Genomic DNA, 22,412 nt, shown 5'->3' with positions numbered 1-22,412 from the left:
CCAGCGGTTACCGGGCATTGGCAACACTCGTTCACACCAGCGACACAAAATCCCTACAAAATGCCTGGCTCGCTACCTATAAACTCCGCGCCTCGAACGTATATGAAAGCAGGCCAATTGACATAAGCTGTGCCGATTAGACATTGTTCATTTGCGCAGGCTGGGGCTCAGGCGCAGCATGTCCAACCCTGTATCGACCCAGCGCTCGGCTTCGGCGTGCAACTCGAAGCTGTCCGGCGCCAAAAGCCACCCATAGAGGAGGCCGTCAATATAGGCATGAATGCTGATGGCCGCGCGGGCAGTGTCGAGATCTTCCGGCAACTGGCCGCGATTCACCGCATTACGCAAGGTCAGGCCGATGCGCAGATTGCACTCGAGACTGGCCGCTCGGCGCTGCTGGCGCAAATCGCACATTTCATCGGTGAACTCGCACTTATGAAACAGAATTTCGTTGATGCGCCGGGTCTTGGGATCCAGTGCGACTTGATGAAAAAAATGAATCAGCAGCTTGCGCATGCAACCCAGCGGATCCAGTTCATCCTCGCTTTCGCTGGCCTTGGCCAGTTCATCCAGCGGCTCATGCAAGCTGTCGAGCATCGCCTGCACCAGATCGGCCTTGTTGCTGAAATGCCAATAAATGGCACCGCGCGTGACGCCGGCCATAGTCGCGATATCCGCCAGGGTCGTGCGGGCCACGCCCCGTTCATAAAACGCTTTCTCGGCCGCTTCGAGAATCTGGCTGCGCGTTTCCTGAGCTTCTTCTTTGGTACGACGGACCATGGCAGTAAAACCTCAAACAGGATGTTTCAGGGATGGCTGAATATCCGCTGAATAAAGAGGGGGTCGATCTCTCTCGAATCGACTCCCCGGCCTACAATTTCAAACCTTGCGACGATTTTGTAACAGGGTGGGTACGAAGCCAAGGTATTTACAAACAACCATGAACGTAAGTATATTCCTTAGCAAGCTACTTATCCACCCGGCACCCTTTTTTTACCCTTCCACACTTCTTGTGCGCTTTTTGCGCGCCTGACCCGAGGATCTTCATGCAATTCAAGCCAGCTGTTACCGCTCTGGTCACTGCCGTCGCCCTGGCATCGCTGCTCAGCGGATGTAAAAAGGAAGAAGCGGCCCCGGCCGCTCCGCCTCCTCAGGTCGGCGTCGTCACCCTGCAACCACAAGCCTTTACCCTCACTTCCGAACTGCCGGGCCGCACCAGTGCGTTCCGCATCGCTGAAGTGCGACCACAGGTCAACGGCATCATTCTCAAGCGTCTGTTCAAGGAAGGCGGCGATGTCAAAGCCGGCCAGCAGCTGTATCAGATCGATCCGTCGGTCTATGAAGCGACCCTGAAAAGCGCCGAAGCCAACCTGCGTTCGACCAAGTCGATCTCCGACCGCTACAAGCAACTGGTCGATGAGCAGGCTGTCAGCCGTCAGGAATACGACACCGCCCTGGCCAACCGCCTGCAATCGGAAGCTTCGTTGCAGAGCGCGCAGATCAACGTGCGTTACACCAAGGTCTACGCGCCGATCTCCGGGCGTATCGGCCGTTCTTCGTTGACTGAAGGTGCACTGGTCAGCAATGGCCAGACCGACGCCATGGCCGTGATCCAGCAGCTGGATCCGATCTACGTCGACGTTACGCAGTCGTCGGTTGAACTGCTTGAACTGCGCCGTGAGCTGGAAAGCGGTCGCCTGCAAAAAGCCGGCGACAACGCCGCTGCGGTCAAACTGACTCTGGAAGACGGCAGCCAGTACAAGCTCGACGGTAAGCTGGAATTTTCTGAAGTGTCGGTCGATCAGACCACCGGTTCCGTGACCCTGCGCGCCGTGTTCCCGAACCCGGATCACACCTTGCTGCCTGGCATGTTCGTCCACGCCCAGTTGCAGGCGGGTGTGAACAGCGCCGCGATCCTCGCCCCGCAGCAAGGTGTGACCCGCGACCTCAAAGGCACGCCGACCGCGCTGGTCGTCGGCCCGGACAACAAGGTTGAACTGCGTCAGCTCAAGGCCAGCCGCACCGTCGGCAGTCAGTGGCTGATCGAAGACGGCCTGAAGGCTGGCGATCGTCTGATCACCGAAGGCCTGCAATACGTCAAACCTGGTGTCGAAGTAAAAGCCAGTGAAGCGACCAACGTCGGTGCAAAGAACCCGGCCCCCGCACAGGCAGCTGACAAAGCCGCCGGCGGCAAAGGGGAGTAACCCATGTCAAAATTCTTCATCGACCGTCCGATTTTCGCTTGGGTAATTGCCCTGGTGATCATGCTGGTCGGGGCACTATCGATCCTCAAGTTGCCGATCAACCAGTACCCGAGCATTGCGCCACCGGCCATTGCGATCTCCGTGACCTACCCGGGCGCTTCGGCGCAAACCGTGCAGGACACCGTGGTCCAGGTGATCGAGCAACAGCTCAACGGTATCGACAATCTGCGTTATGTGTCCTCGGAAAGTAACTCCGACGGCAGCATGACCATCACCGCGACCTTCGAGCAAGGCACCAACTCCGACACCGCGCAGGTTCAGGTTCAGAACAAGCTGAACCTGGCCACCCCGCTGCTGCCGCAGGAAGTGCAGCAGCAAGGTATCCGTGTAACCAAGGCAGTGAAAAACTTCCTGCTGGTGATCGGCGTCGTGTCGCGTGACGGCAGCATGTCCAAGGACGACCTGTCCAACTACATCGTGTCGAACATGCAGGACCCGGTCTCGCGCACCGCCGGTGTCGGTGACTTCCAGGTCTTCGGTGCCCAATATGCGATGCGTATCTGGCTCGACCCGGCCAAGTTGAACAACTTCAACCTGACCCCGGTCGACGTGAAAACCGCCATTGCGGCGCAGAACGTCCAGGTCTCGTCCGGTCAGCTCGGCGGCTTGCCGGCCGTGCAAGGTCAGCAACTCAACGCGACGATCATCGGCAAGACCCGTCTGCAAACCGCCGAGCAGTTCAAGGAAATCCTGCTCAAGGTCAACAAGGACGGCTCTCAGGTTCGCCTGAAAGACGTCGCCGACGTCGGTCTCGGTGGTGAAAACTACGCGATCAGCGCCCAGTTCAATGGCAGCCCGGCTTCCGGTCTGGCAGTGAAACTGGCCAACGGCGCCAACGCCCTGGACACGGCCAAAGCCCTGCGCACTACCATCGACGGCCTCAAGCCGTTCTTCCCGCCAGGCATGGAAGTGGTATTCCCGTACGACACTACCCCGGTGGTGACTGAATCGATCAAAGGCGTGGTTCACACGCTGGTCGAAGCCGTGGTGCTGGTGTTCCTGGTGATGTTCCTGTTCCTGCAGAACTTCCGCGCCACGGTCATCACGACCATGACGGTGCCGGTGGTATTGCTCGGTACGTTCGGCATCCTCGCCGCCGCCGGTTTCAGCATCAACACCCTGACGATGTTCGGGATGGTGCTGGCCATCGGCTTGCTGGTGGACGACGCCATCGTCGTGGTGGAAAACGTCGAGCGGGTGATGGCGGAAGAAGGCCTGTCACCCAAGGAAGCGACCAAAAAGTCCATGGGCCAGATCCAGGGCGCACTGGTCGGTATCGCGCTGGTACTGTCGGCGGTATTGCTGCCGATGGCATTCTTCGGTGGTTCGACCGGGGTCATCTACAAGCAGTTCTCGATCACCATCGTCTCGGCCATGGGCCTGTCGGTGCTGGTGGCTTTGATCTTTACCCCGGCGCTCTGCGCGACCATGCTCAAACCGATTCCTCATGGTGAGCATGGCACGCCGAAAAAAGGCTTCTTCGGCTGGTTCAACCGCAACTTCGACCGTAGCGTCAAAAGCTACGAGCGCGGCGTTGGTAATATCCTGCGCCAGAAGGTGCCGTACCTGCTGGCCTATGCGCTGATTCTGATCGGCATGATCTGGCTGTTCATGCGTATTCCTTCCTCCTTCCTGCCGGAAGAAGACCAGGGCGTACTGTTCGCTCAAGTGCAAACCCCGGCCGGCTCCAGTGCCCAGCGCACTCAGGTGGTCGTGGATGAAATGCGTGAGTACCTGCTGCGTCCGACCAAGGATGGCGGTGAAGGTGACACGGTTGCCTCGGTGTTCACCGTGACCGGCTTCAACTTCGCCGGCCGTGGTCAGAGCTCGGGGATGGCGTTCATCATGCTCAAGCCATGGGATGAACGTGACGCCGACAACAGCGTGTTCAAACTGGCCGCTCGCGCTCAGCAGCACTTCTTTACCTTCCGTGACGCGATGGTGTTCGCCTTCGCCCCGCCGGCGGTACTGGAATTGGGTAACGCCACCGGTTTCGACGTGTTCCTGCAGGACCGCGCCGGTATCGGTCATGAAAAACTGATGGAGGCACGCAACCAGTTCCTCGGCATGGCGGCGCAGAGCAAGGTGCTCTCGCAAGTGCGTCCGAACGGTCTGAATGACGAGCCACAGTTCCAGCTGGAAATCGACGACGAGAAGGCTAGTGCCCTGGGCATTACCATCAGCGACATCAACAACACCTTGTCGATTGCCTTGGGCAGTAGCTACGTCAACGACTTCATCGACCGCGGTCGGGTAAAAAAGGTGTACGTGCAAGGCCAGCCGGATTCGCGCATGAACCCGGAAGACTTGAAGAAGTGGTACGTACGCAACGCCAGCGGCACCATGGTTCCGTTCTCGGCATTCGCCAAGGGCGAGTGGATCTACGGCTCGCCGAAGCTCTCGCGCTATAACGGCGTGGAAGCGGTGGAAATCCTTGGTGCCCCGGCTCCGGGTTACTCCACAGGTGAAGCCATGGCTGAAGTCGAGGCCATCGCCGCGAAACTGCCGAAAGGCGTGGGCATTTCCTGGACCGGTCTGTCCTATGAAGAGCGTCTGGCAGGCTCGCAAGCTCCAGCACTGTTCGCGTTGTCGCTGTTGATGGTGTTCCTGTGTCTGGCGGCACTCTACGAGAGCTGGTCGATTCCGATCGCAGTCGTGCTCGTGGTGCCGTTGGGGATCATTGGTGCTCTGCTCGCGACCAGTCTGCGCGGCCTGTCCAACGACGTGTACTTCCTGGTGGGCCTGTTGACGACCATCGGTCTGGCGGCGAAAAACGCCATTCTGATCGTCGAGTTCGCCAAGGAGCTGCACGAACAGGGCGCCAGTCTGCGCGACGCAGCCATCGAGGCTTGCCGCATGCGTCTGCGTCCGATCATCATGACCTCGCTGGCGTTTATCCTCGGCGTGGTACCGCTGGCAATTTCCACCGGCGCGGGCTCAGGTAGCCAACACGCCATCGGTACGGTGGTAATCGGCGGTATGATCACCGCCACGATCCTGGCGATCTTCTGGGTCCCACTGTTCTTCGTCACGGTTTCGTCCATGGGCCAGCGTAAAAACGCCGACCAGGATGAAACTAAAGAAACTCCTAAAGAGGCTGGCCAATGAGCAAGTCGCTACTCTCCCTCGCAGTCGCCGCCTTCGTGCTGAGCGGTTGCTCGCTGATACCTGATTATCAGCAGCCTGAGGCTCCGGTCGCAGGCCAGTACCCACAGGGCCCGGCGTATTCGCCGGCCCAGGCACCGGCGCAAGCTGCTGCCGAGCAGGGCTGGAAGCAGTTTTTCCATGACCCGGCCCTGCAACAGCTGATCCAGGTCTCGCTGGAAAACAACCGCGACCTGCGTGTTGCCGCACTGAACATCGACGCTTACGCGGCTCAATACCGCATCCAGCGCGCCGACCTGTTCCCGGCGGTTTCGGCCAATGGCAGCGGCAGCCGCCAGCGGGTTCCGGCGCGTGCGTCGCAGACCGGCGAGTCGAGCATCACCAGTTCCTACTCCGCCACGGTCGGCGTCAGTGCCTACGAACTCGACCTGTTCGGTCGGGTTCGCAGCCTGAGCGAACAAGCGCTGCAACAATACTTCGCCACTGAAGAAGCGCGCCGCAGCACCCAAATCAGCCTGGTCGCCAGCGTCGCCAACGCCTACCTGACCTGGCAGGCCGACAAGGAACTGCTCAAGCTGACGCAAGACACCCTCGGTGCCTTCGAAGAAAGCTACAAGCTGACCAGCCGCAGCAACGAAGTCGGTGTCGCCTCGGCACTGGATCTGGCGCAGTCGCGCACCTCGGTGGAAAACGCTCGTGCACAACTGGCGCGCTACACCCGTCAGGTCGCGCAGGATGAAAACAGCCTGACCCTGCTGCTCGGCACCGGTATCCCGGCCAACCTGCAAACAGCCAAACCGCTGGCCGATGACCTGCTCAGCGACGTGCCGCCCGGTCTGCCATCGGATCTGCTGCAACGTCGTCCGGACATCCTGCAAGCCGAGTACAACCTGAAAGCGGCCAACGCCAACATCGGCGCGGCCCGTGCCGCGTTCTTCCCGAGCATCAGCCTGACCGCCAACGCGGGCAGCCTGAGCCCGGATCTGTCCGGTCTGTTCAAGGGGGGGTCGGGGACGTGGCTGTTCCAGCCGCAGATCAACCTGCCGATCTTCAACGCCGGCAGCCTGCGCGCCAGCCTCGACTACGCCAAGATCCAGAAGGACATTGGCGTGGCGAACTACGAGAAAGCGATTCAAACCGGCTTCCAGGAAGTCGCCGACGGCCTGGCCGCACGCCAGACCTATACCGAACAGCTGCAGGCGCAGCGTGACTTCGTGCAGGCCAACCAGGATTACTACCGCCTGGCCGAGCGTCGTTACCGCATCGGTGTCGACAGCAACCTGACCTTCCTCGATGCCCAGCGTCAGTTGTTCAGCGCGCAACAAGCGCTGATCACCGACCGCCTCGCGCAGCTGACCAGTGCAGTCAACCTGTACAAGGCTCTGGGTGGTGGCTGGAATGCGCAGACCGCGCAGAACGAACCGCTGAAAGAAGAAGCACCGAAGATGAAGTTGTTCTGATCATCATCCGGTGAACACAACGAGCCCACCGATTGGTGGGCTTTTTGTTGTCTAGCAGAACGTTGTGTTGTCTGGACTGGCCCCTTCGCGAGCAAGCCCGCTCCCACATTTGGAATGCGTTCCCCTGTGGGAGCGGGCTTGCTCGCGAAGACGTCAGCCCAGACACCCAAAAAACCGGCTCAATCTTGCGTTCGATAATCGCCCAAAACCCGCTTTCCCCGATTGAAACCCCGCCTCTGCGCCCCGCACCATTCGCTTCACAAAACCAATAACAACAGGTTCGACACCATGCCCCCGCGCCCTACCCTGTCCGGCTGATCGCCGCCGCTTCATCCCCGAATGTGCAACTTCATGTTTGCCCCCGAAAGCGGCGGCAACGGCCCCGTTCGACTCAAAAAAAACAACAAGAGACTCTGCGATGACACATCCCACTGCGCCGTACGCATTACCCGGCCTGATCGCCCTCGCTCTGGCCGGGGCTGCTTTGCCCGCTGTGGCCGAAGAAGCCGGCTTCATCGAAGGGGCGAAGGTCAACCTCAACCTGCGCAACTTCTACATCAACCGTAATTTCACCAACCCGACCAAGGCTCAGGGCAAGGCTGAAGAGTGGACGCAGAGCTTCATTCTCGACGCCAAATCAGGCTTCACCCAAGGCACCGTCGGTTTCGGCATGGACGTGCTCGGCTTGTATTCGGTGAAACTTGACGGTGGCAAAGGCACTGGCGGTACGCAGTTGCTGCCGCTTGATCATGACGGCCGCCCGGCGGACAACTTCGGCCGCACCAACGTCGCGTTCAAGGCCAAGCTGTCGCAGACCGAAGTGAAGGTCGGCGAATGGATGCCAGTGCTGCCGATCCTGCGTTCGGACGACGGTCGCTCGCTGCCGCAAACCTTCCGTGGCGGGCAGATCACCTCGAAGGAAATCAACGGCCTGACCCTGTACGGTGGCCAGTTCCGCGCCAACAGCCCGCGCGACGACAGCAGCATGAGCGACATGTCGATGACCGGCAAAGCCGCGTTCACCTCCGATCGCTTCAATTTTCAGGGCGGTGAATACGTTTTCAACGAAAAACGCACACAGATCGGCCTGTGGAACGCCGAGCTCAAGGACATCTACAGCCAGCAATACGTCAACCTGATCCACAGCCAGCCACTCGGCGACTGGACGCTGGGCGCCAACCTCGGTTTCTTCTATGGCAAGGACGACGGCAGCGCCCGCGCCGGCGAACTGGACAACAAGACCTGGTCGGGGATGTTCTCGGCCCGATACGGCGGCAACACCTTCTACGTTGGCCTGCAAAAACTCACCGGCGACAGCGCGTGGATGCGCGTCAACGGCACCAGCGGCGGCACGCTGGCCAACGACAGTTACAACGCCAGTTACGACAACGCTCAGGAGCGTTCCTGGCAGTTGCGCCACGACTACAACTTCGCCGCGATGGGCGTGCCCGGCCTGACCCTGATGAACCGCTACATCAGCGGCGACAACGTACACACCGGCACCATCACCGATGGCAAGGAATGGGGCCGCGAATCGGAACTGGGCTACACCGTGCAAAGCGGCGCGCTCAAAGACCTGAACGTCAGATGGCGCAACTCGACCATGCGCCGCGACTTCAGCAACAACGAGTTCGACGAGAATCGCCTGATCGTCAGTTATCCGATCAGCCTGCTCTGAACCTCATCCATACGCCCCCTGAGTGAACCGGTTCATCTGTAGGAGCTGCCGCAGGCTGCGATCTTTTGATCTTGAAAAATCACAAAATCGCAGCCTTTGGCAGCCCCTGCAAAAAAGGGCATATCAGCGCGCCACCCGTCAGCCAGTCTGGCACTTCGCTAGCCGTCGATTAAAGTAGAAAACACCTGAAGGACTCAGGTGTTTCACCCTTCCCGCTTCCGTTATCTGTTGATGTTGGTCTGCCAAGACTTGAGCCAGGTTGTCACGGAAGACACTGCCGATCGCTGGAGGACCACCTCATGATCGCCCGACTCAAAGCAGCACGTGACTGGGACGCCAAGGCGTACCAGCAGTTTTCCCGTCTCAGGCAACGCCCCGTCAACGAACTGCTCGACCGCGTTGAATTGAACAACCCCCAGTACATTCATGACCTCGGCTGCGGCACCGGCATTGCCACGCAACTGCTGGCCCGGCGTTGGCCGCATGCACAACTGCACGGTGTCGACAGTTCCGTGCAGATGCTCAACGAGGCTCGCTGCCTGCCAATCAAAGCCTCATGGAAACACTGCGACTTGCTCGACTGGCGGCCCGAACAACCCGCCGACCTGATCCTCGCCGCCGCTGTTCTGCACTTCATTGATGGCCACGACACCTTACTGCCGCGCCTGCTCGGCCAACTCAACCCTGGGGGTTGTCTGGCGGCGCACATGCCCGACTGGCGCGATGCGCTGTGGTATCGGCTGATGCTCGATACCCTCGAAGATGGCGGCCCCGGCGGCACGCCATTAGGCACACCGCAACTGCGCCAGCGCATGGCGGCGCGGCCGTTGTTGGCGCTGGAGGATTACTACCGTTTGCTGGCGCCGTTGACCACGTCGCTGGATATCTGGGAGACCGAGCAGTTGCAGGTGGTCGACGGCAAATCGCCGGTGTATGACTGGGTGAAAGTGTCGGCATTGCGACCGGTGATGCAGGCGCTTGACTCAGAGGAACAGGCGCGATTCATTTATCACTACTTGATGCGGGTGCATGCGCAGTATCCGCAGGAGGCGGATGGACATACGTTGTTTGCGTTCAAGCGGATTTTTATTGTCGCCACGGTTTGATTCGTTACGGCCGCTACCGCTTTCGCGAGCAAGCCCGCTCCCACAGTTGAAATGCATTCCAAATGTGGGAGCGGGCTTGCTCGCGAAAGCGTCAGACCGGGCAACACTTATTCCCGGGATTCAACCCCAAGCTCATCCCACACCGATTCCGCCAGGTGAAAAGTGGCATTCGCCGCCGGAATCCCGCAATAGATCGCGCTCTGCATGATCACTTCCTTGATCTCGCCCCGGCTGACGCCGTTATTGGCTGCGGCACGCAGATGCAGTTTCAGCTCGCCCTCGCGGTTCATGCCGATCAGCATGGCGATGGTGATCAGGCTGCGGGTATGCCGAGGCAAACCCGGGCGAGTCCAGATATCGCCCCAGGCATGACGAGTGATCATCTCCTGAAACTCCGAGTTGAACTCGGTCAGCGTGGTCAGGCTGCGATCGACATGCGCATCGCCCAACACCGCGCGGCGAACTTGCATGCCTTCGTCGTAACGTTGTTTCTCGTCCACAAAAACTTCCTCACTTCGCCTGCAAAAACGCCAATACACGCTCGCTGAAATCAGCGCCGGCCTGCACGTTGGAAAGATGCGCCGCATAGAACTCGGCGTACTCGGCACCGCGCACGTGTTCCTGAATGAAATGCCCGCCGGACGGCGGTGTCACCGCGTCTTCGGTACCGGCAATGACCAGCAGCGGCACGTTGATCGAGGCCAATTGATCACGAAAATCGGCATCACGTACCGCCGCGCAATTGGCGGCATAGCCTTGAGGGTTGGTGGCCGCGAGCATGTCGGTAATCTGCTTGGCCGCAGCCGGATGCGCCGCCGAAAAGTCCGGGGTAAACCAGCGGGCAATCGACGCATCGCGTAGGGCAACCATCGCCGCCGGGCCGTCGCGCAGGACGGTTTCGATGCGCGGGTTCCACACCGATGGATCGCCGATTTTCGCAGCGGTGTTGCACACGATCAGCTTGTGCAAACGGTGCCCGGCATTGATCCCCAGCCACTGGCCGATCAAGCCGCCCATCGACAGACCGCAGAAATGCGCGCGCTCGATGTGCAGCGCATCCAGCAGTCCGAGCACGTCATGGCCCAACTGCTCGATGCTGTAGGGTCCAGGCGTTACCAGCGATTGGCCGTGGCCACGGGTGTCGAACCGCAGCACGCGAAAATGCTCGGTGAACGCTGGCATTTGCGCGTCCCACATGTGCAGATCAGTGCCCAGCGAGTTGGACAGCACCAGCACCGGCGCATCGACGGGGCCTTCCATTTGATAGTGCAGTTCGCCATCGGCGAGTTGAACGAAAGCCACAGCCCTCTCCTTCAGACAGTCAAAGCATTGTGTTCGGCCACCGCACGCTCGACCCAGACTTGCGCCTGACCGAGGTAATGGGCGGGGTTCAAAAGATGATCCAGTTCAGCGGCGTTCAGTTGGGCGGTGACTTTCGGCTCGTCACCGAGTACGGCACGCAAGTGACGCTGCTCGGCCACCGCACGTTTACAGCATTGTTCGAGCAAGTGATGCGCGCTGTCGCGACCGACCCGTTGCGCGAGGACGATGCTCACCGCTTCGGCCAGCACCAGCCCTTGGGTCAGTTCGAGGTTGCGGCCCATGCGCTCGGCGTCGACTTCGAGGCCATCAGCGAGCAACCGCGCCTGTTGCAACGATCCGGAAACGAGGCAGCAGATGTCCGGCAGGGTTTCCCATTCGGCATGCCACAGACCGAGGCTGCGCTCATGTTCCTGGGGCATCGCACTGAACAATGTCGACACCAGCCCCGGCACCCGCGTCGCGGCGCCGATCAGCACTGCCGCGCCGACCGGATTGCGTTTGTGCGGCATGGTCGAGGAGCCACCCTTGCCCGGCGCCGCGGGTTCGAACACTTCGGCCGCTTCGGTCTGCATCAACAAACTGACGTCGCGCCCGAGCTTGCCGAGGCTGCCGGCAATCAAGCCGAGTGCCGCGCCAAACTCGACGATGCGATCACGCTGGGTGTGCCATGGCTGTTCCGGCAGGGTCAGTTGCAGTTCCTCAGCCAAGGCCTCAGCGATCGGCAATGCCTGCTCGCCCAGCGCCGCGAGGGTGCCCGACGCGCCGCCGAATTGCAGCACCAACAGACGCGGCTTGAGTTCGTGTAGACGCTGACGGCTGCGGGTGACAGCGCCGAGCCAACCGGCGATTTTCATGCCGAGGGTCACCGGTGTCGCGTGTTGCAACCAGGTGCGCCCGGCCAGCGGTGTAGCGGCATGACGTTGTGCCTGAGTGGCGAGCGAAGCGGCGAGTAGCGCCAATTCCTCTTCGATCAAGTCCAGCGCCTGACGCAATTGCAGCACCAGCCCGCAATCCATCACGTCCTGACTGGTCGCGCCCAGATGCACATAACGTTCGGCCTCGGCATCGGTTGCGGCAATCTGCTTGCCCAACGCCTTGACCAGCGGAATCGCCGAATTGCCGGCCGTGGCAATCGCCTCGCCCAGCGCCGCGAAATCGTACAGATCAGCGCTGCACGCGCTGACGATCGGGGCAACGGCGGACGCCGGAATCAGTCCGACCCGCGCCTCGGCCCGGGCCAGCGCTGCTTCGAAGTCGAGCATCGCCTGCACGCGGCCCTGATCGCAGAACACTTCGCGCATATCACGGGCCGTGAAATAGGCATCGAACAATTGATTGCCCGGTCGCTGAGTCATAAACAGTCCTTGCCGGCGCGGGCCATGGCGGCCCGCGCACATTGGTTTACAGATCGTGGTGCAAATACTTCGCCTGCTTGGGCAGACGCAGACTGAACAGGAAGGCCACCGCCATCATCGCCGTGACGTACCAGTAGAAAGCGTTTTCCATGCCGCCAGCCTTCAGACTCAGGGCAACGAATTCCGCCGAGCCACCGAAGATCGCGTTGGCCACCGCATAAGCCAGGCCCACGCCAAGGGCGCGGACTTCCGGCGGGAACATTTCGGCTTTCACCAGGCCGCTGATCGAGGTATAGAAACTGACAATCGCCAGCGCCACGGTGATCAGCACAAAAGCCAGGAGCGGACTGCTGACGCCTTTGAGGCTGAGCAGGATCGGCACGGTGAACAGCGTACCGAGCCCGCCGAACCAGAGCATCGAGTTACGTCGGCCAATCTTGTCGGCGAGCATGCCGAACAGCGGTTGCATGCACATATATAAGAACAGCGCGCCGGTCATGATGTAACTGGCGGTCTTGGCGTGCATGCCGGCGGTGTTCACCAGGTACTTCTGCATGTACGTGGTGAAGGTGTAGAAAATCAGCGAGCCACCGGCGGTATAACCCAGCACGGTGATAAACGCGGCTTTGTGATCGCGAAACAGCGCACGGATGCTGCCGGCGTCCTTGTTCTCGCGCATCTCCTTGCTGGTGGTTTCTTTCAGCGAACGACGCAGGAACAGCGAAATCAACGCCGCCACCGCACCGACTACGAACGGAATCCGCCAGCCGTAGGCACGCAGATCTTCTTCGGTGAGGAACTGCTGAAGCACCACCACCAGGGACACCGCCAGCAATTGCCCGCCAATCAACGTCACGTACTGGAACGAGGCGAAGAAACCGCGCTGGCCCTTGAGCGCGACTTCGCTCATGTAGGTCGCGGTGGTGCCGTACTCGCCACCCACCGACAGACCTTGCAACAGGCGCGCGAACAACAACAAGACTGGCGCCCAGACGCCGATGTCCTTGTAGGTCGGCAGACAGGCGATGAGCAATGAGCCAAAGCACATCATCAGAATCGAGATCAGCATCGAGGCCTTGCGGCCCTTCTTGTCCGCCAGACGCCCGAAGATCCAACCGCCGATAGGACGCATCAGGAAACCGGCGGCGAACACGCCCGCCGTGTTGACCAGTTGCACCGTCGGGTTATCGGAGGGGAAAAACGCCGGGGCGAAATAGATCGCGCAAAAGGCGTAGACGTAGAAGTCGAACCATTCGACCAGGTTGCCGGACGAGGCGCCGACAATGGCAAAGATACGCTTGCTGCGCTCCTCACCGGTGTAATGGGATGTGGTGGTTGTCATTGTTTTTCACTCAATAGGGACTGTGAGAGTCTAGACACACTTTGCAACAGTCCCGTTCCACAGTTCCATCTGCAACAGAGTTCTCACCTGTGGGAGCGAGCCTGCTCGCGAAGAGGGAGTGTCAGACGACATTTATGTTGGCTGACCCTCCGCTTTCGCGAGCAAGCCCGCTCCCACAGGGGATTGGTGGTGTTCCTCAGTAATCGAAGAACACGGTCTCGGCGTCAGTGCCCTGCAAAATCACATTCCACTGGTACCCCCCCGACGCATCCGGCTTGGCCAGCAACGTCGCGCGGCGCTCGGCCGGTACACATTCCAGCAGCGGATCACTCACGTTCGCCGGATCACCTTCAAAGTAAATCCGCGTCAGCAAGTGCTTCACCAACCCGCGCGCAAACACCAGCACCACCAGATGCGGTGCCTGGGTCGAGCCCTTCAAACCCTCGACCGTGCCCGGTTTGATCGTGGTGAAACGGAAACGCCCTTCGGCATCCACCGGTACTCGGCCGAACCCTTCGAAATGCGGGTCGAGCGGTTTGTCCTGTTCGTCTTCCGGATGGTCGTACTTGCCCGCCGCGTTGGCTTGCCAGACTTCCAGCATGGCGTCGTTGACGACATCGCCATTGCCATCCACCACTTGCCCGGTGATCGCCACGCGCTCGCCCAAAGTCAACTCAGTGGCGAGGTTCTCGCGGTTCAGCCAGGTCAGGCCGATGTGGTAATACGGCCCGACGGTGTGGGATGTGGTCGCATTCAGGGTCATCTTATTTCTCCATCGGCGTGGCATCACGGCCGCGCAGCACGATGTCCCAGCGGTATCCGAGGGCGTAGGACGGAATGGTTTTTTCCAGATCGAAACGGGCGATCAGGCGTTCCTTGGCCGACGTGTCCGGCACGCAGTTGTAGATCGGGTCGTAGGCCAGCAACGGGTCGCCGGGGAAATACATCTGCGTCACCAAGCGGGTGAGGATGCTCGGTCCGAACAGCGAGAAATGAATGTGCGCCGGGCGCCACGCATTGTGGTGGTTGCCCCACGGATAGGCGCCGGGCTTGATGGTCTGGAACTGATACCAGCCGTCGGCGTCGGTCACGGTGCGGCCAGTGCCGGTGAAGTTCGGGTCCAGCGGCGCGTCATGCAGGTCGCGCGGGTGGTTGTAGCGGCCGGCGGCGTTGGCATGCCAGATTTCTACAAGAATCCCCGGCACCGGCAAGCCGTTTTCGTCGAGCACACGGCCGTGGATGATGATCCGCTCGCCCTGTGGTTCGCCGTCATGCTGGGCGGTCAGGTCGTTGTCCTTTTCGGTCACACGCTCGGCGCCGATGGTCGGCCCGGTGATTTCCGACAGCGAGTGGGGCAGAAACACCAAAGGCTTGGATGGTGAGCGCAAATTGGTCGATTGATACGTCGGGTGCAGGTACTCAGGCTGGGTGCCTTCCTGCGGACGACGGTAACCAGGCTTGTCAGTCATTTCGCTTTCCTCAGTTCTTATTCGTGCAGCTGTGCGTCAGACGCGTTCGATGGCCAGGGCCAGACCCTGCCCGACACCGACGCACATGGTCGCCAGACCTGTCTTGCCGCCGGTCTTTTCCAAATGATGCAGCGCGGTCAGCACCAGGCGCGCACCGCTCATGCCCAACGGATGGCCCAAGGCAATCGCGCCGCCGTTCGGGTTGACCTGAGCGGCGTCATCCGCCAGTCCCAGTTCGCGCAGCACGGCCAAGCCCTGGCTGGCGAACGCTTCGTTGAGTTCGATCACGTCGAAATCGCTGACCGCGACACCGAGGCGTTCGGTGAGTTTGCGCACCGCTGGCACCGGGCCGATGCCCATCACTCGTGGTGCGACGCCGGCACTGGCCATGCCCAGCACTTTGGCGCGGGCAGTCAGGCCGTGTTTCTTCACCGCTTCGGCGCAGGCCAGAATCAACGCAGCGGCGCCGTCGTTAACACCCGAGGCGTTGCCAGCAGTGACGGTTTTGTCCGCGCCGTTGACCGGTTTCAGTTTGCTCAGGGCTTCGATTGTGGTGTCGGCGCGCGGGTGTTCATCCTGGCTGACCACGGTTTCGCCCTTTTTGTGGGCGATCCGTACTTCGACGATTTCTTCGGCGAAGTAGCCGGCGGCTTGCGCGGCGGCAGTGCGTTGCTGACTGCGCAGTGCGAAAGCGTCCTGATCCTCGCGGGAAATTTCGTAATCGTCAGCGACGTTATCGGCGGTCTGCGGCATCGCATCGACGCCGTACTGCGCCTTCATCAACGGATTGATGAAACGCCAGCCAATGGTGGTGTCTTCCAGTTTCATGTTGCGCGAGAACGCCGCATCGGCCTTGCCCATCACGAACGGTGCGCGGGACATCGACTCGACGCCGCCGGCAATCGCCAGCTCCATCTCGCCGCTGGCGATGGCGCGAAACGCTGTGCCGATCGCATCCATCCCCGAAGCGCAGAGGCGATTGAGGGTCACGCCGGGCACGGTTTCCGGCAGGCCGGCCAGCAGCAGCGCCATGCGCGCAACGTTGCGGTTATCTTCGCCGGCCTGGTTGGCGCAGCCGAGGAACACTTCGTCGATGGCACTCCAGTCCACCGACGGGTTGCGCTCCATCAGTGCCTTGATCGGCACGGCGGCCAGGTCATCGGCGCGAACGGTAGACAAACCACCACCGAAACGGCCGATAGGGGTACGAATCGCGTCACAGATAAAAACTTCACGCATCATGCTTCTCCAGGTGCCTGGCCGTGGGCCGCGGCGGTTCACTGCAGGTTAAGCCGCTGAAATTTGCCAGACAATCCGATAATCGACTGAGCGTTCGTTTATCGAACGCATTGTTATCAGCCTGACAATCAATGGCAAAAGCTTCGCGAGCAGGCTCGCTCCCACAGAAGTCACGTCGCACTTGTGGGAGCGAGCCTGCTCGCGAAGAGGCCCGCAAACTCGACAAACAATCAAGAATGCGTCACGTCGCATCCGCATGGCTGACCATGCCCTTGATCAACACCGCCGTGGTCGCCAATGCCGCAGGAATCACCAATGCCGTCAGTACCTGCTCGAAATTCCAGCCCAGCCCCAACAGCGTCGCGCCCATCCACGCGCCGAGAATCGCGCCGAAGCGGCCAATCCCCAGCATCCAGGACACACCGGTCGCCCGGCCCTGCGTCGGATAAAAACGCGCCGCCAAGGACGGCATCGCCGATTGCGCACCGTTCACGCACATCCCCGCCACCAGCACCAAGGTCGCCAGCAATGTGATGTTGCCCAGGCTCTGGCCCACCGCGTAGGCAAACACCCCGGCCAGCAGGTAGAAAATGCCGATGACCTTGTGCGGATTGAAGCGATCCATCGCCCATCCCACACCGACTGCACTCAACACGCCGCCAAACTGAAACAGTGCGCCAATGAAAGCCGACTGCTCCATGCTCGCACCGCTGTCACGCATGAGCGTCGGCAACCAACTGGTCAGCAGGTACACGATCACCAGGCCCATGAAGTAGGTCAGCCACAGCAGCAACGTGCCGGTGCTGTAAGTACCGGAGAAAATCACCGCGAACACGTTGCGCGCCTTGACGGTTTTCTGTTCCGGCACGCTGAAACTCGCAGCCTGGGCGATGACGGCCGGATCGATCGGCGCCAGCGTCTTGCGAATCTTGTCGGTGCCGCGGTTACGCACGACCAGGTAACGCGCCGATTCAGGCAGCCAGAACAGCAGCACCACGGCGAGGATCAACGGCAGAATCCCGCCGATCAGCAACAGGCTGTGCCAGCCGAACGCCGGAATCAGCTTGGCGGAAATGAACCCGCCACCGGCCATACCCAGGTTGAAGCCGCAGAACATGCTGGTCACCAGCAGCGACTTCTTACGCTCCGGGGTGTATTCCGAGAGCAGCGTGGTCGCGTTTGGCATCCCCGCACCCAGACCGAGGCCGGTCAGAAAGCGCAACACCAGCAGTTGTTCGACATTGGTGCTGTATGCCGAGGCCAGACTGAAAGCGCCGAACAGCAACACCGCACCGACCAATACGACTTTGCGCCCGAAGCGGTCAGCCAAAGGCCCGGAACCGAGTGCGCCGAAGACCATGCCGATCAGCGCGGCACTCATCACCGGGCCGAGACTGGCGCGGTCGATGCCCCAGTCTTGTGACAATGCCGGGGCAATGAACCCCATGGCCGCCGTGTCGAGGCCATCGAGGAACACAATCAGAAAACACAGGATCACCACCCGCCACTGATAGCGCGAGATCGGTTGGGCATTGATGAAGGACTGCACGTCGAGGCAGTGACCTACAGCAGACTGAGGCTGGTTCATTATTTTTATTCCACGCAAAAAACGCAGTCGAACGGCGGCCGGCCAAAGAGCGGCACGGGCACAAGAATAGAAGGTTGCAATCAGATGCTGCAGTTAACCCGGCAACACGGGCGGAAGCGGCGACACTCGGGGAACGGGCGCATGGGGAGTTGCCTCTTGTCATTATTATCGGAGTCGGCAGTCCGGGCTGACGCGTCGGTCAGCGCCGTATGACGCTGCCGCGACATTAATGATTCGAGGGTTTTAACGTCAATTCGATAAACGCAACAGTGTGCGTTTATCGAACAGCTTCATCAGGCAAACAACTGCGCGCTGAGGTCGCGACTGGCGTTGAGCAGGCCTGGCAGAAAACGTTGCTCCAGCTCCGTGCGACTGACGCGGCCGGCGTGGGTGCTGACGTTGAGCGCCGCCACCACTTGCCCCGAGGCGTCGTAGACTGGCACAGCAATCGAGCGCAGGCCTTGTTCCAGTTCCTGATCGACGATGCACCAGCCCTGCTGCCGTACTTCTTGCAAGCATTCGAGCAACGCGTCGGGGGTGTGAAGGGTGCGGCTGGTCTTGGCGACCAGGTCGGCGTGGTCGAGGTATTCACCCAGCGTCGTGTCGTCCAGCGCGGCCAGCAGAATGCGGCCCATCGACGTGCAATAGGCCGGCAGGCGCCCGCCCACCGACAGATCCACCGAAATCAGCCGTTGCGTCGTCGCCGAACGGGCGATGTAGAGTATATCGTCGCCTTCAAGCGTGGCCATGTTGCAGGCCTCATGCAGTTGCTCGCTCATGCGGTCGAGGTAGGGCTGGGCGGAAACCGCCAACGGCGTCGACGACAGATAGGCATGGCCCAGGGTCAGCACTTTCGGTAGCAGCGAATAGGTGCGGCCATCCGTAGTGGCGTAGCCGAGTTTGATCAAGGTGTGCAGGCAACGGCGCACGGCAGCGCGAGGGATTTCCGTGCGGTGGCTGATCTGGGCGATGGTCAGGTGCCGTTTGCGCTCCTGAAAAGCTTGCACCACCGCCAGACCACGGGCCAGCGATGTCATGAAGTCCGGATCGCCAGTCAGCGCCTGAATCCGCTTGGCCGGCGAGGCAACAATCGGCGGCGCGACGGAGGTGAAAGAGTTGCGCATTTGATCGTTCATTTCAGGTCCTTTATCCGGCACGGATCGGTGGCGACACGAACGGCTCGCGTGAAGATGCATCAAAGCCGAGGCCGCATGATGGGGCGATTATCGAACCATCGGCCGATAATCGCAATCGACCCTGCATCACCCAGGCAACGGCTTGAACGGTTTGCCGTACTTCGCAATCCGCGCCTTAGTTGTTCGACTAAATGACGCCAAAAACAGAACGCCTGGCAAATAAATCTGCACCCGGACATTCAACTACCGATAAAAGTTGTCAGTAACAAAACGATCACACATCCAGAACCGTTTTTAACTTGGCAAAGATAGTCATTCCTGAATCGACCGCTATAATGCACCTCAGTGGCACCCGGTTTTCAATCACCGTGATACCACCGACTGACGCGATGTCCATCGCCGACAGCCCAGGCCAGCGCCTGACGAATGACTCTTGCAACGCCAGCGCTCGCTGAAAAACAGGAAACTGATGCTACGTCAGTTTTAATCTGGTGCCGTAGCCGCCTGCAACATGGAAGTCTTGATCGCCCTGCCGATTACATCAACGCCTGTTCAGGTGTTGGCGCTCGGTGGACTCGATCAATCGATCCGTTGCCGTGCGTTTCACCAGACATTTATCTCAACTCAAACAGGTAGCACTGTGACGAAAGACGAACTGCGCGCAGAACTTGAGCGCCAGGAACAACGTTACAAGGAAGTTTACGGCGGGGAAGTCACCACCTACGCCGCTCAACCCGAACCGGAACGCAAGGCGTGGCGCAAACGCCCAACCGTTCAGGATCAGGTCTTCAAACAAGAAATTGAAAAGATCGAAAAGGAACTCAAAGCCGAAGAGCCATGAGCCACGGGTTTTGATTATTTCGAAGGTCAGCGTGCGCACCGGTTACGAGCGCGGTGTATCAACGATGCCTTGCGCGCCCGCTACCCGCGGGCAGCGGCTATCTCCCCGGCTTTGCGGCCGAAAAGGAGCTCGCTACAGGTTTCACAGATATTTCAGACAAGCGTTTGAGCCCGTGAGGCGACAACAAAATGACCGCTCGAAATACAATTTTTATACCAAAATCAATGACTTGAAAAACCCTGCACTCCCCTTGGTTTTAACGCACTGCAACAAATTAAATCGAATAAGAGTGTTACTGATGAGCAGGGAGGGCATCGATTTCCAGTCTTTTCTGGCATAATCGCGCCCCCTTACGACCGGGTCAGAAAACCTTCATGATCGATTTATTCAGCGGACTGGATGCTTGGGTGCTTGTGAGCCTCTTGCTCGCCCTGACGTTTGTCCTCGCCTTCGAGTTCATCAATGGATTTCATGACACCGCTAACGCGGTAGCCACTGTTATCTACACCAAAGCCATGCCGCCTCACCTGGCGGTGTTCTTTTCCGGTGTGTTCAATTTCCTCGGCGTGCTGCTGGGTGGCGTTGGCGTGGCATATGCCATTGTCCATTTGCTGCCGGTTGAGCTGCTGATCAATGTGAACACCGGCCATGGCCTGGCGATGGTGTTCTCATTGCTCGCCGCGGCAATCACCTGGAATCTTGGCACCTGGTACTTCGGCATCCCGGCGTCCAGCTCCCACACCTTGATCGGTTCGATCCTCGGTGTAGGCCTGGCTAACGCCCTGATCAACGATATTCCGTTGGCCGACGGTGTGAACTGGCAGAAAGCGATCGATATCGGCGCCTCGCTGGTGTTCTCGCCGATGGCTGGCTTCCTCATCGCCGCACTGGTGCTGATCGGCCTGAAATGGTGGCGCCCGCTGTCAAAGATGCACAAGACACCGGAACAGCGCCGCAAGATCGACGACAAGAAGCACCCGCCGTTCTGGAATCGCCTGGTCCTGGTGATTTCGGCCATGGCCGTCAGCTTCGTGCACGGCTCCAACGATGGTCAGAAAGGCATCGGCCTGATCATGCTGGTGCTGATCGGTATCGTGCCTGCGCAGTTCGTACTCGACCTGAACAGCACGACCTACCAGATCGAACGCACCCGCGACGCGACGCTGCACCTGAGCCAGTTCTACCAGCGCAACGCCGACTCCCTCGGCGAGTTCCTCGCCCTGGGCAAGAGCGTAGAAGGCGACCTGCCGGAGAAATTCCGCTGCAACCCGCAGCAGACCGAACCGACCATCTCCGCCCTGCTCCACACCCTTAAAGGTGTTGCGGACTACCATTCGCTGTCGTCGGAAAGCCGCGTAGAAGTTCGTCGCTACCTGCTGTGCCTGGACGATACCGCGAAGAAAGTCGGCAAATTGCCTGGCCTCGAAGCCCGTGAAAAGGCTGACCTGGACAAACTGCGCAAAGACCTGACCACCACCACCGAATACGCCCCGTTCTGGGTGATTCTGGCGGTCGCGCTGGCCTTGGGTCTGGGCACCATGGTCGGCTGGAAACGCGTGGTGCTGACCATTGGCGAGAAGATCGGCAAGCAGGGCATGACCTATTCTCAGGGGATGTCGGCGCAGATCACGACGGCCAGTTTGATTGGTCTGGCCAACATCTTCAGTCTGCCGGTGTCGACTACGCACGTTCTGTCTTCGGGCGTGGCGGGCACCATGGTCGCCAACAAAAGCGGCCTGCAGGGTGGCACGGTTCGCACCATTCTGTTGGCCTGGGTGTTGACCCTGCCGGCGACTGTTGCGCTGTCGGCCGGGTTGTTCTGGCTGGCGTCCAAGGCGCTGGGTAGTTGATAGATAGCTGGAAATGAAAAAGGCGTGATTCGTGAGGATCGCGCCTTTTTTGTTTGGGGTTGGGGGCATATCCGTTTCTGCGGTAACGGCTGCTTAGGGTTCCGCCCTGACGGCGGGTCACCTTTTCCAAACGCCGAAAAGGTAACCCAAAAGGCTTTGCCCCGGCGTACGGCACTTCGCTGAGGCTCAGTGTTCCCTCGCTACGGTGTCCATCCGGGGGCATCGCCTACGGTTTGCTTCGCTGCACCTCCTCTCGATGAATGCGGCTGCGCCGCACGGCGCTGCGCGCCTACCCCCTGATGAACACCTCCGCTCGGCCTGCCAATGGGGCTGGAGATCAAAAGCAACGTCAAAAACCAGAGCCAGAGCCAGAGCCAGAGCAGATCAAAGGATCGCAGCCTCCGGCAGCTCCGGTGGATTGATTACATCTGTCAGAGCTTGGTTGGCTGTCAGGCCGCCTTCGCGAGCAAGCCAGCTCCCACAGGGATTGAGTACACCCGCCAGAAACTGGTCGGCTGTCAGGCCGTCATCGCGAGCAAGCCCGCTCCCACAGGGATTGAGTACACCCGCCAGAAACTGGTTGGCTGTCAGGCCGCCTTCGCGAGCAAGCCCGCTCCCACAGGGATTGAGTACACCCGCCAGAAACTGGTTGGCTG

Annotated in this window: 18 protein-coding genes; 7 read left to right on the top strand and 11 right to left on the bottom strand. The window is 60.2% G+C overall.

Features of this window, described 5'->3' with window-relative positions; all coding sequences use genetic code 11:
* Positions 1–147 precede the first annotated feature (147 nt).
* Entirely contained in the window at positions 148–780 is a 633-nt protein-coding gene (gene emhR / locus CKW18_RS26585) for an efflux system transcriptional repressor EmhR (RefSeq protein ID WP_095191498.1), read from the bottom strand.
* Positions 781–1,046: 266 nt separating this feature from the next.
* Here emhR and emhA point away from each other — a divergent pair, with 266 nt between their 5' ends.
* The 5 genes from emhA to CKW18_RS26560 all read left to right on the top strand — a co-directional run bounded on the left by emhA (position 1,047) and on the right by CKW18_RS26560 (position 9,613).
* Positions 1,047–2,204, top strand: coding sequence for an efflux RND transporter periplasmic adaptor subunit EmhA (gene emhA, locus CKW18_RS26580; RefSeq protein ID WP_095191497.1), 1,158 nt, complete (start codon positions 1,047–1,049; stop codon positions 2,202–2,204).
* A gap of 3 nt (positions 2,205–2,207) precedes the next feature.
* Positions 2,208–5,372: an efflux RND transporter permease subunit gene (locus CKW18_RS26575; RefSeq protein WP_095191496.1), complete on the top strand. Its 3,165-nt coding sequence runs from the start codon at positions 2,208–2,210 to the stop codon at positions 5,370–5,372.
* Positions 5,369–6,829: an efflux RND transporter outer membrane subunit EmhC gene (gene emhC, locus CKW18_RS26570; RefSeq protein ID WP_095191495.1), complete on the top strand. Its 1,461-nt coding sequence runs from the start codon at positions 5,369–5,371 to the stop codon at positions 6,827–6,829. The genes CKW18_RS26575 and emhC overlap by 4 nt, the downstream gene beginning before the upstream one ends.
* A gap of 418 nt (positions 6,830–7,247) precedes the next feature.
* Positions 7,248–8,507 carry an OprD family porin gene (locus tag CKW18_RS26565; RefSeq protein WP_095191494.1) on the top strand — a complete coding sequence of 420 codons (1,260 nt, stop codon included), beginning with the start codon at positions 7,248–7,250 and terminating at the stop codon, positions 8,505–8,507.
* 299 nt (positions 8,508–8,806) lie between these two features.
* Complete coding sequence (locus CKW18_RS26560) at positions 8,807–9,613, top strand: methyltransferase domain-containing protein (protein WP_095191493.1); 807 nt, start codon at positions 8,807–8,809, stop codon at positions 9,611–9,613.
* Between the two features lie 107 nt (positions 9,614–9,720).
* Here the strand turns inward: CKW18_RS26560 and pcaC are convergent, their stop codons facing one another.
* The 9 genes from pcaC to pcaR all read right to left on the bottom strand — a co-directional run bounded on the left by pcaC (position 9,721) and on the right by pcaR (position 19,065).
* Positions 9,721–10,113, bottom strand: coding sequence for a 4-carboxymuconolactone decarboxylase (pcaC, locus tag CKW18_RS26555; RefSeq protein WP_007917093.1), 393 nt, complete (start codon positions 10,111–10,113; stop codon positions 9,721–9,723).
* Positions 10,114–10,123: 10 nt separating this feature from the next.
* On the bottom strand, positions 10,124–10,915 hold the full coding sequence (gene pcaD / locus CKW18_RS26550) for a 3-oxoadipate enol-lactonase (protein ID WP_095191492.1): 792 nt from the start codon (positions 10,913–10,915) through the stop codon (positions 10,124–10,126).
* An 11-nt stretch (positions 10,916–10,926) separates the two neighbouring features.
* Positions 10,927–12,291, bottom strand: coding sequence for a 3-carboxy-cis,cis-muconate cycloisomerase (locus CKW18_RS26545; protein ID WP_095191491.1), 1,365 nt, complete (start codon positions 12,289–12,291; stop codon positions 10,927–10,929).
* 46 nt (positions 12,292–12,337) lie between these two features.
* Entirely contained in the window at positions 12,338–13,633 is a 1,296-nt protein-coding gene (locus tag CKW18_RS26540) for an MFS family transporter (RefSeq protein ID WP_095191490.1), read from the bottom strand.
* Positions 13,634–13,829: 196 nt separating this feature from the next.
* On the bottom strand, positions 13,830–14,396 hold the full coding sequence (pcaG, locus tag CKW18_RS26535; protein WP_095191489.1) for a protocatechuate 3,4-dioxygenase subunit alpha: 567 nt from the start codon (positions 14,394–14,396) through the stop codon (positions 13,830–13,832).
* A 1-nt stretch (position 14,397) separates the two neighbouring features.
* Entirely contained in the window at positions 14,398–15,102 is a 705-nt protein-coding gene (gene pcaH, locus CKW18_RS26530; protein ID WP_095191488.1) for a protocatechuate 3,4-dioxygenase subunit beta, read from the bottom strand.
* Positions 15,103–15,138: 36 nt separating this feature from the next.
* Positions 15,139–16,344, bottom strand: a complete 1,206-nt coding sequence (pcaF, locus tag CKW18_RS26525) for a 3-oxoadipyl-CoA thiolase (protein WP_170947329.1) — start codon at positions 16,342–16,344, stop codon at positions 15,139–15,141.
* Positions 16,345–16,582: 238 nt separating this feature from the next.
* Entirely contained in the window at positions 16,583–17,929 is a 1,347-nt protein-coding gene (locus tag CKW18_RS26520; protein ID WP_095191486.1) for an MFS transporter, read from the bottom strand.
* Positions 17,930–18,222: 293 nt separating this feature from the next.
* The gene (gene pcaR / locus CKW18_RS26515) at positions 18,223–19,065 is read right to left on the bottom strand and encodes a pca regulon transcriptional regulator PcaR (RefSeq protein ID WP_095191485.1); all 843 of its coding nucleotides are present in this window, start codon (positions 19,063–19,065) and stop codon (positions 18,223–18,225) included.
* Between the two features lie 640 nt (positions 19,066–19,705).
* Here pcaR and CKW18_RS26510 point away from each other — a divergent pair.
* Together CKW18_RS26510 and CKW18_RS26505 are read left to right on the top strand one after the other, a co-directional pair.
* Positions 19,706–19,906, top strand: a complete 201-nt coding sequence (locus tag CKW18_RS26510) for a hypothetical protein (protein ID WP_008080067.1) — start codon at positions 19,706–19,708, stop codon at positions 19,904–19,906.
* Between the two features lie 374 nt (positions 19,907–20,280).
* Positions 20,281–21,756, top strand: a complete 1,476-nt coding sequence (locus CKW18_RS26505; RefSeq protein ID WP_095191484.1) for an inorganic phosphate transporter — start codon at positions 20,281–20,283, stop codon at positions 21,754–21,756.
* Positions 21,757–22,140: 384 nt separating this feature from the next.
* On the opposite strand, the gene CKW18_RS30715 is transcribed toward CKW18_RS26505, so the two are convergent.
* Positions 22,141–22,412, bottom strand: a 272-nt coding sequence (locus CKW18_RS30715; protein ID WP_170947328.1) for a hypothetical protein, incomplete at its 5' end; no start/stop codon positions are given.

Source organism: Pseudomonas sp. Irchel 3E19 (genome assembly GCF_900187585.1).
GTDB classification, from domain to species: Bacteria; Pseudomonadota; Gammaproteobacteria; order Pseudomonadales; family Pseudomonadaceae; genus Aquipseudomonas; species Aquipseudomonas baetica.
The sequence above is the reverse complement of the archived record's forward strand: the minus strand, read 5'-3'. Positions and strand labels throughout refer to the sequence as shown.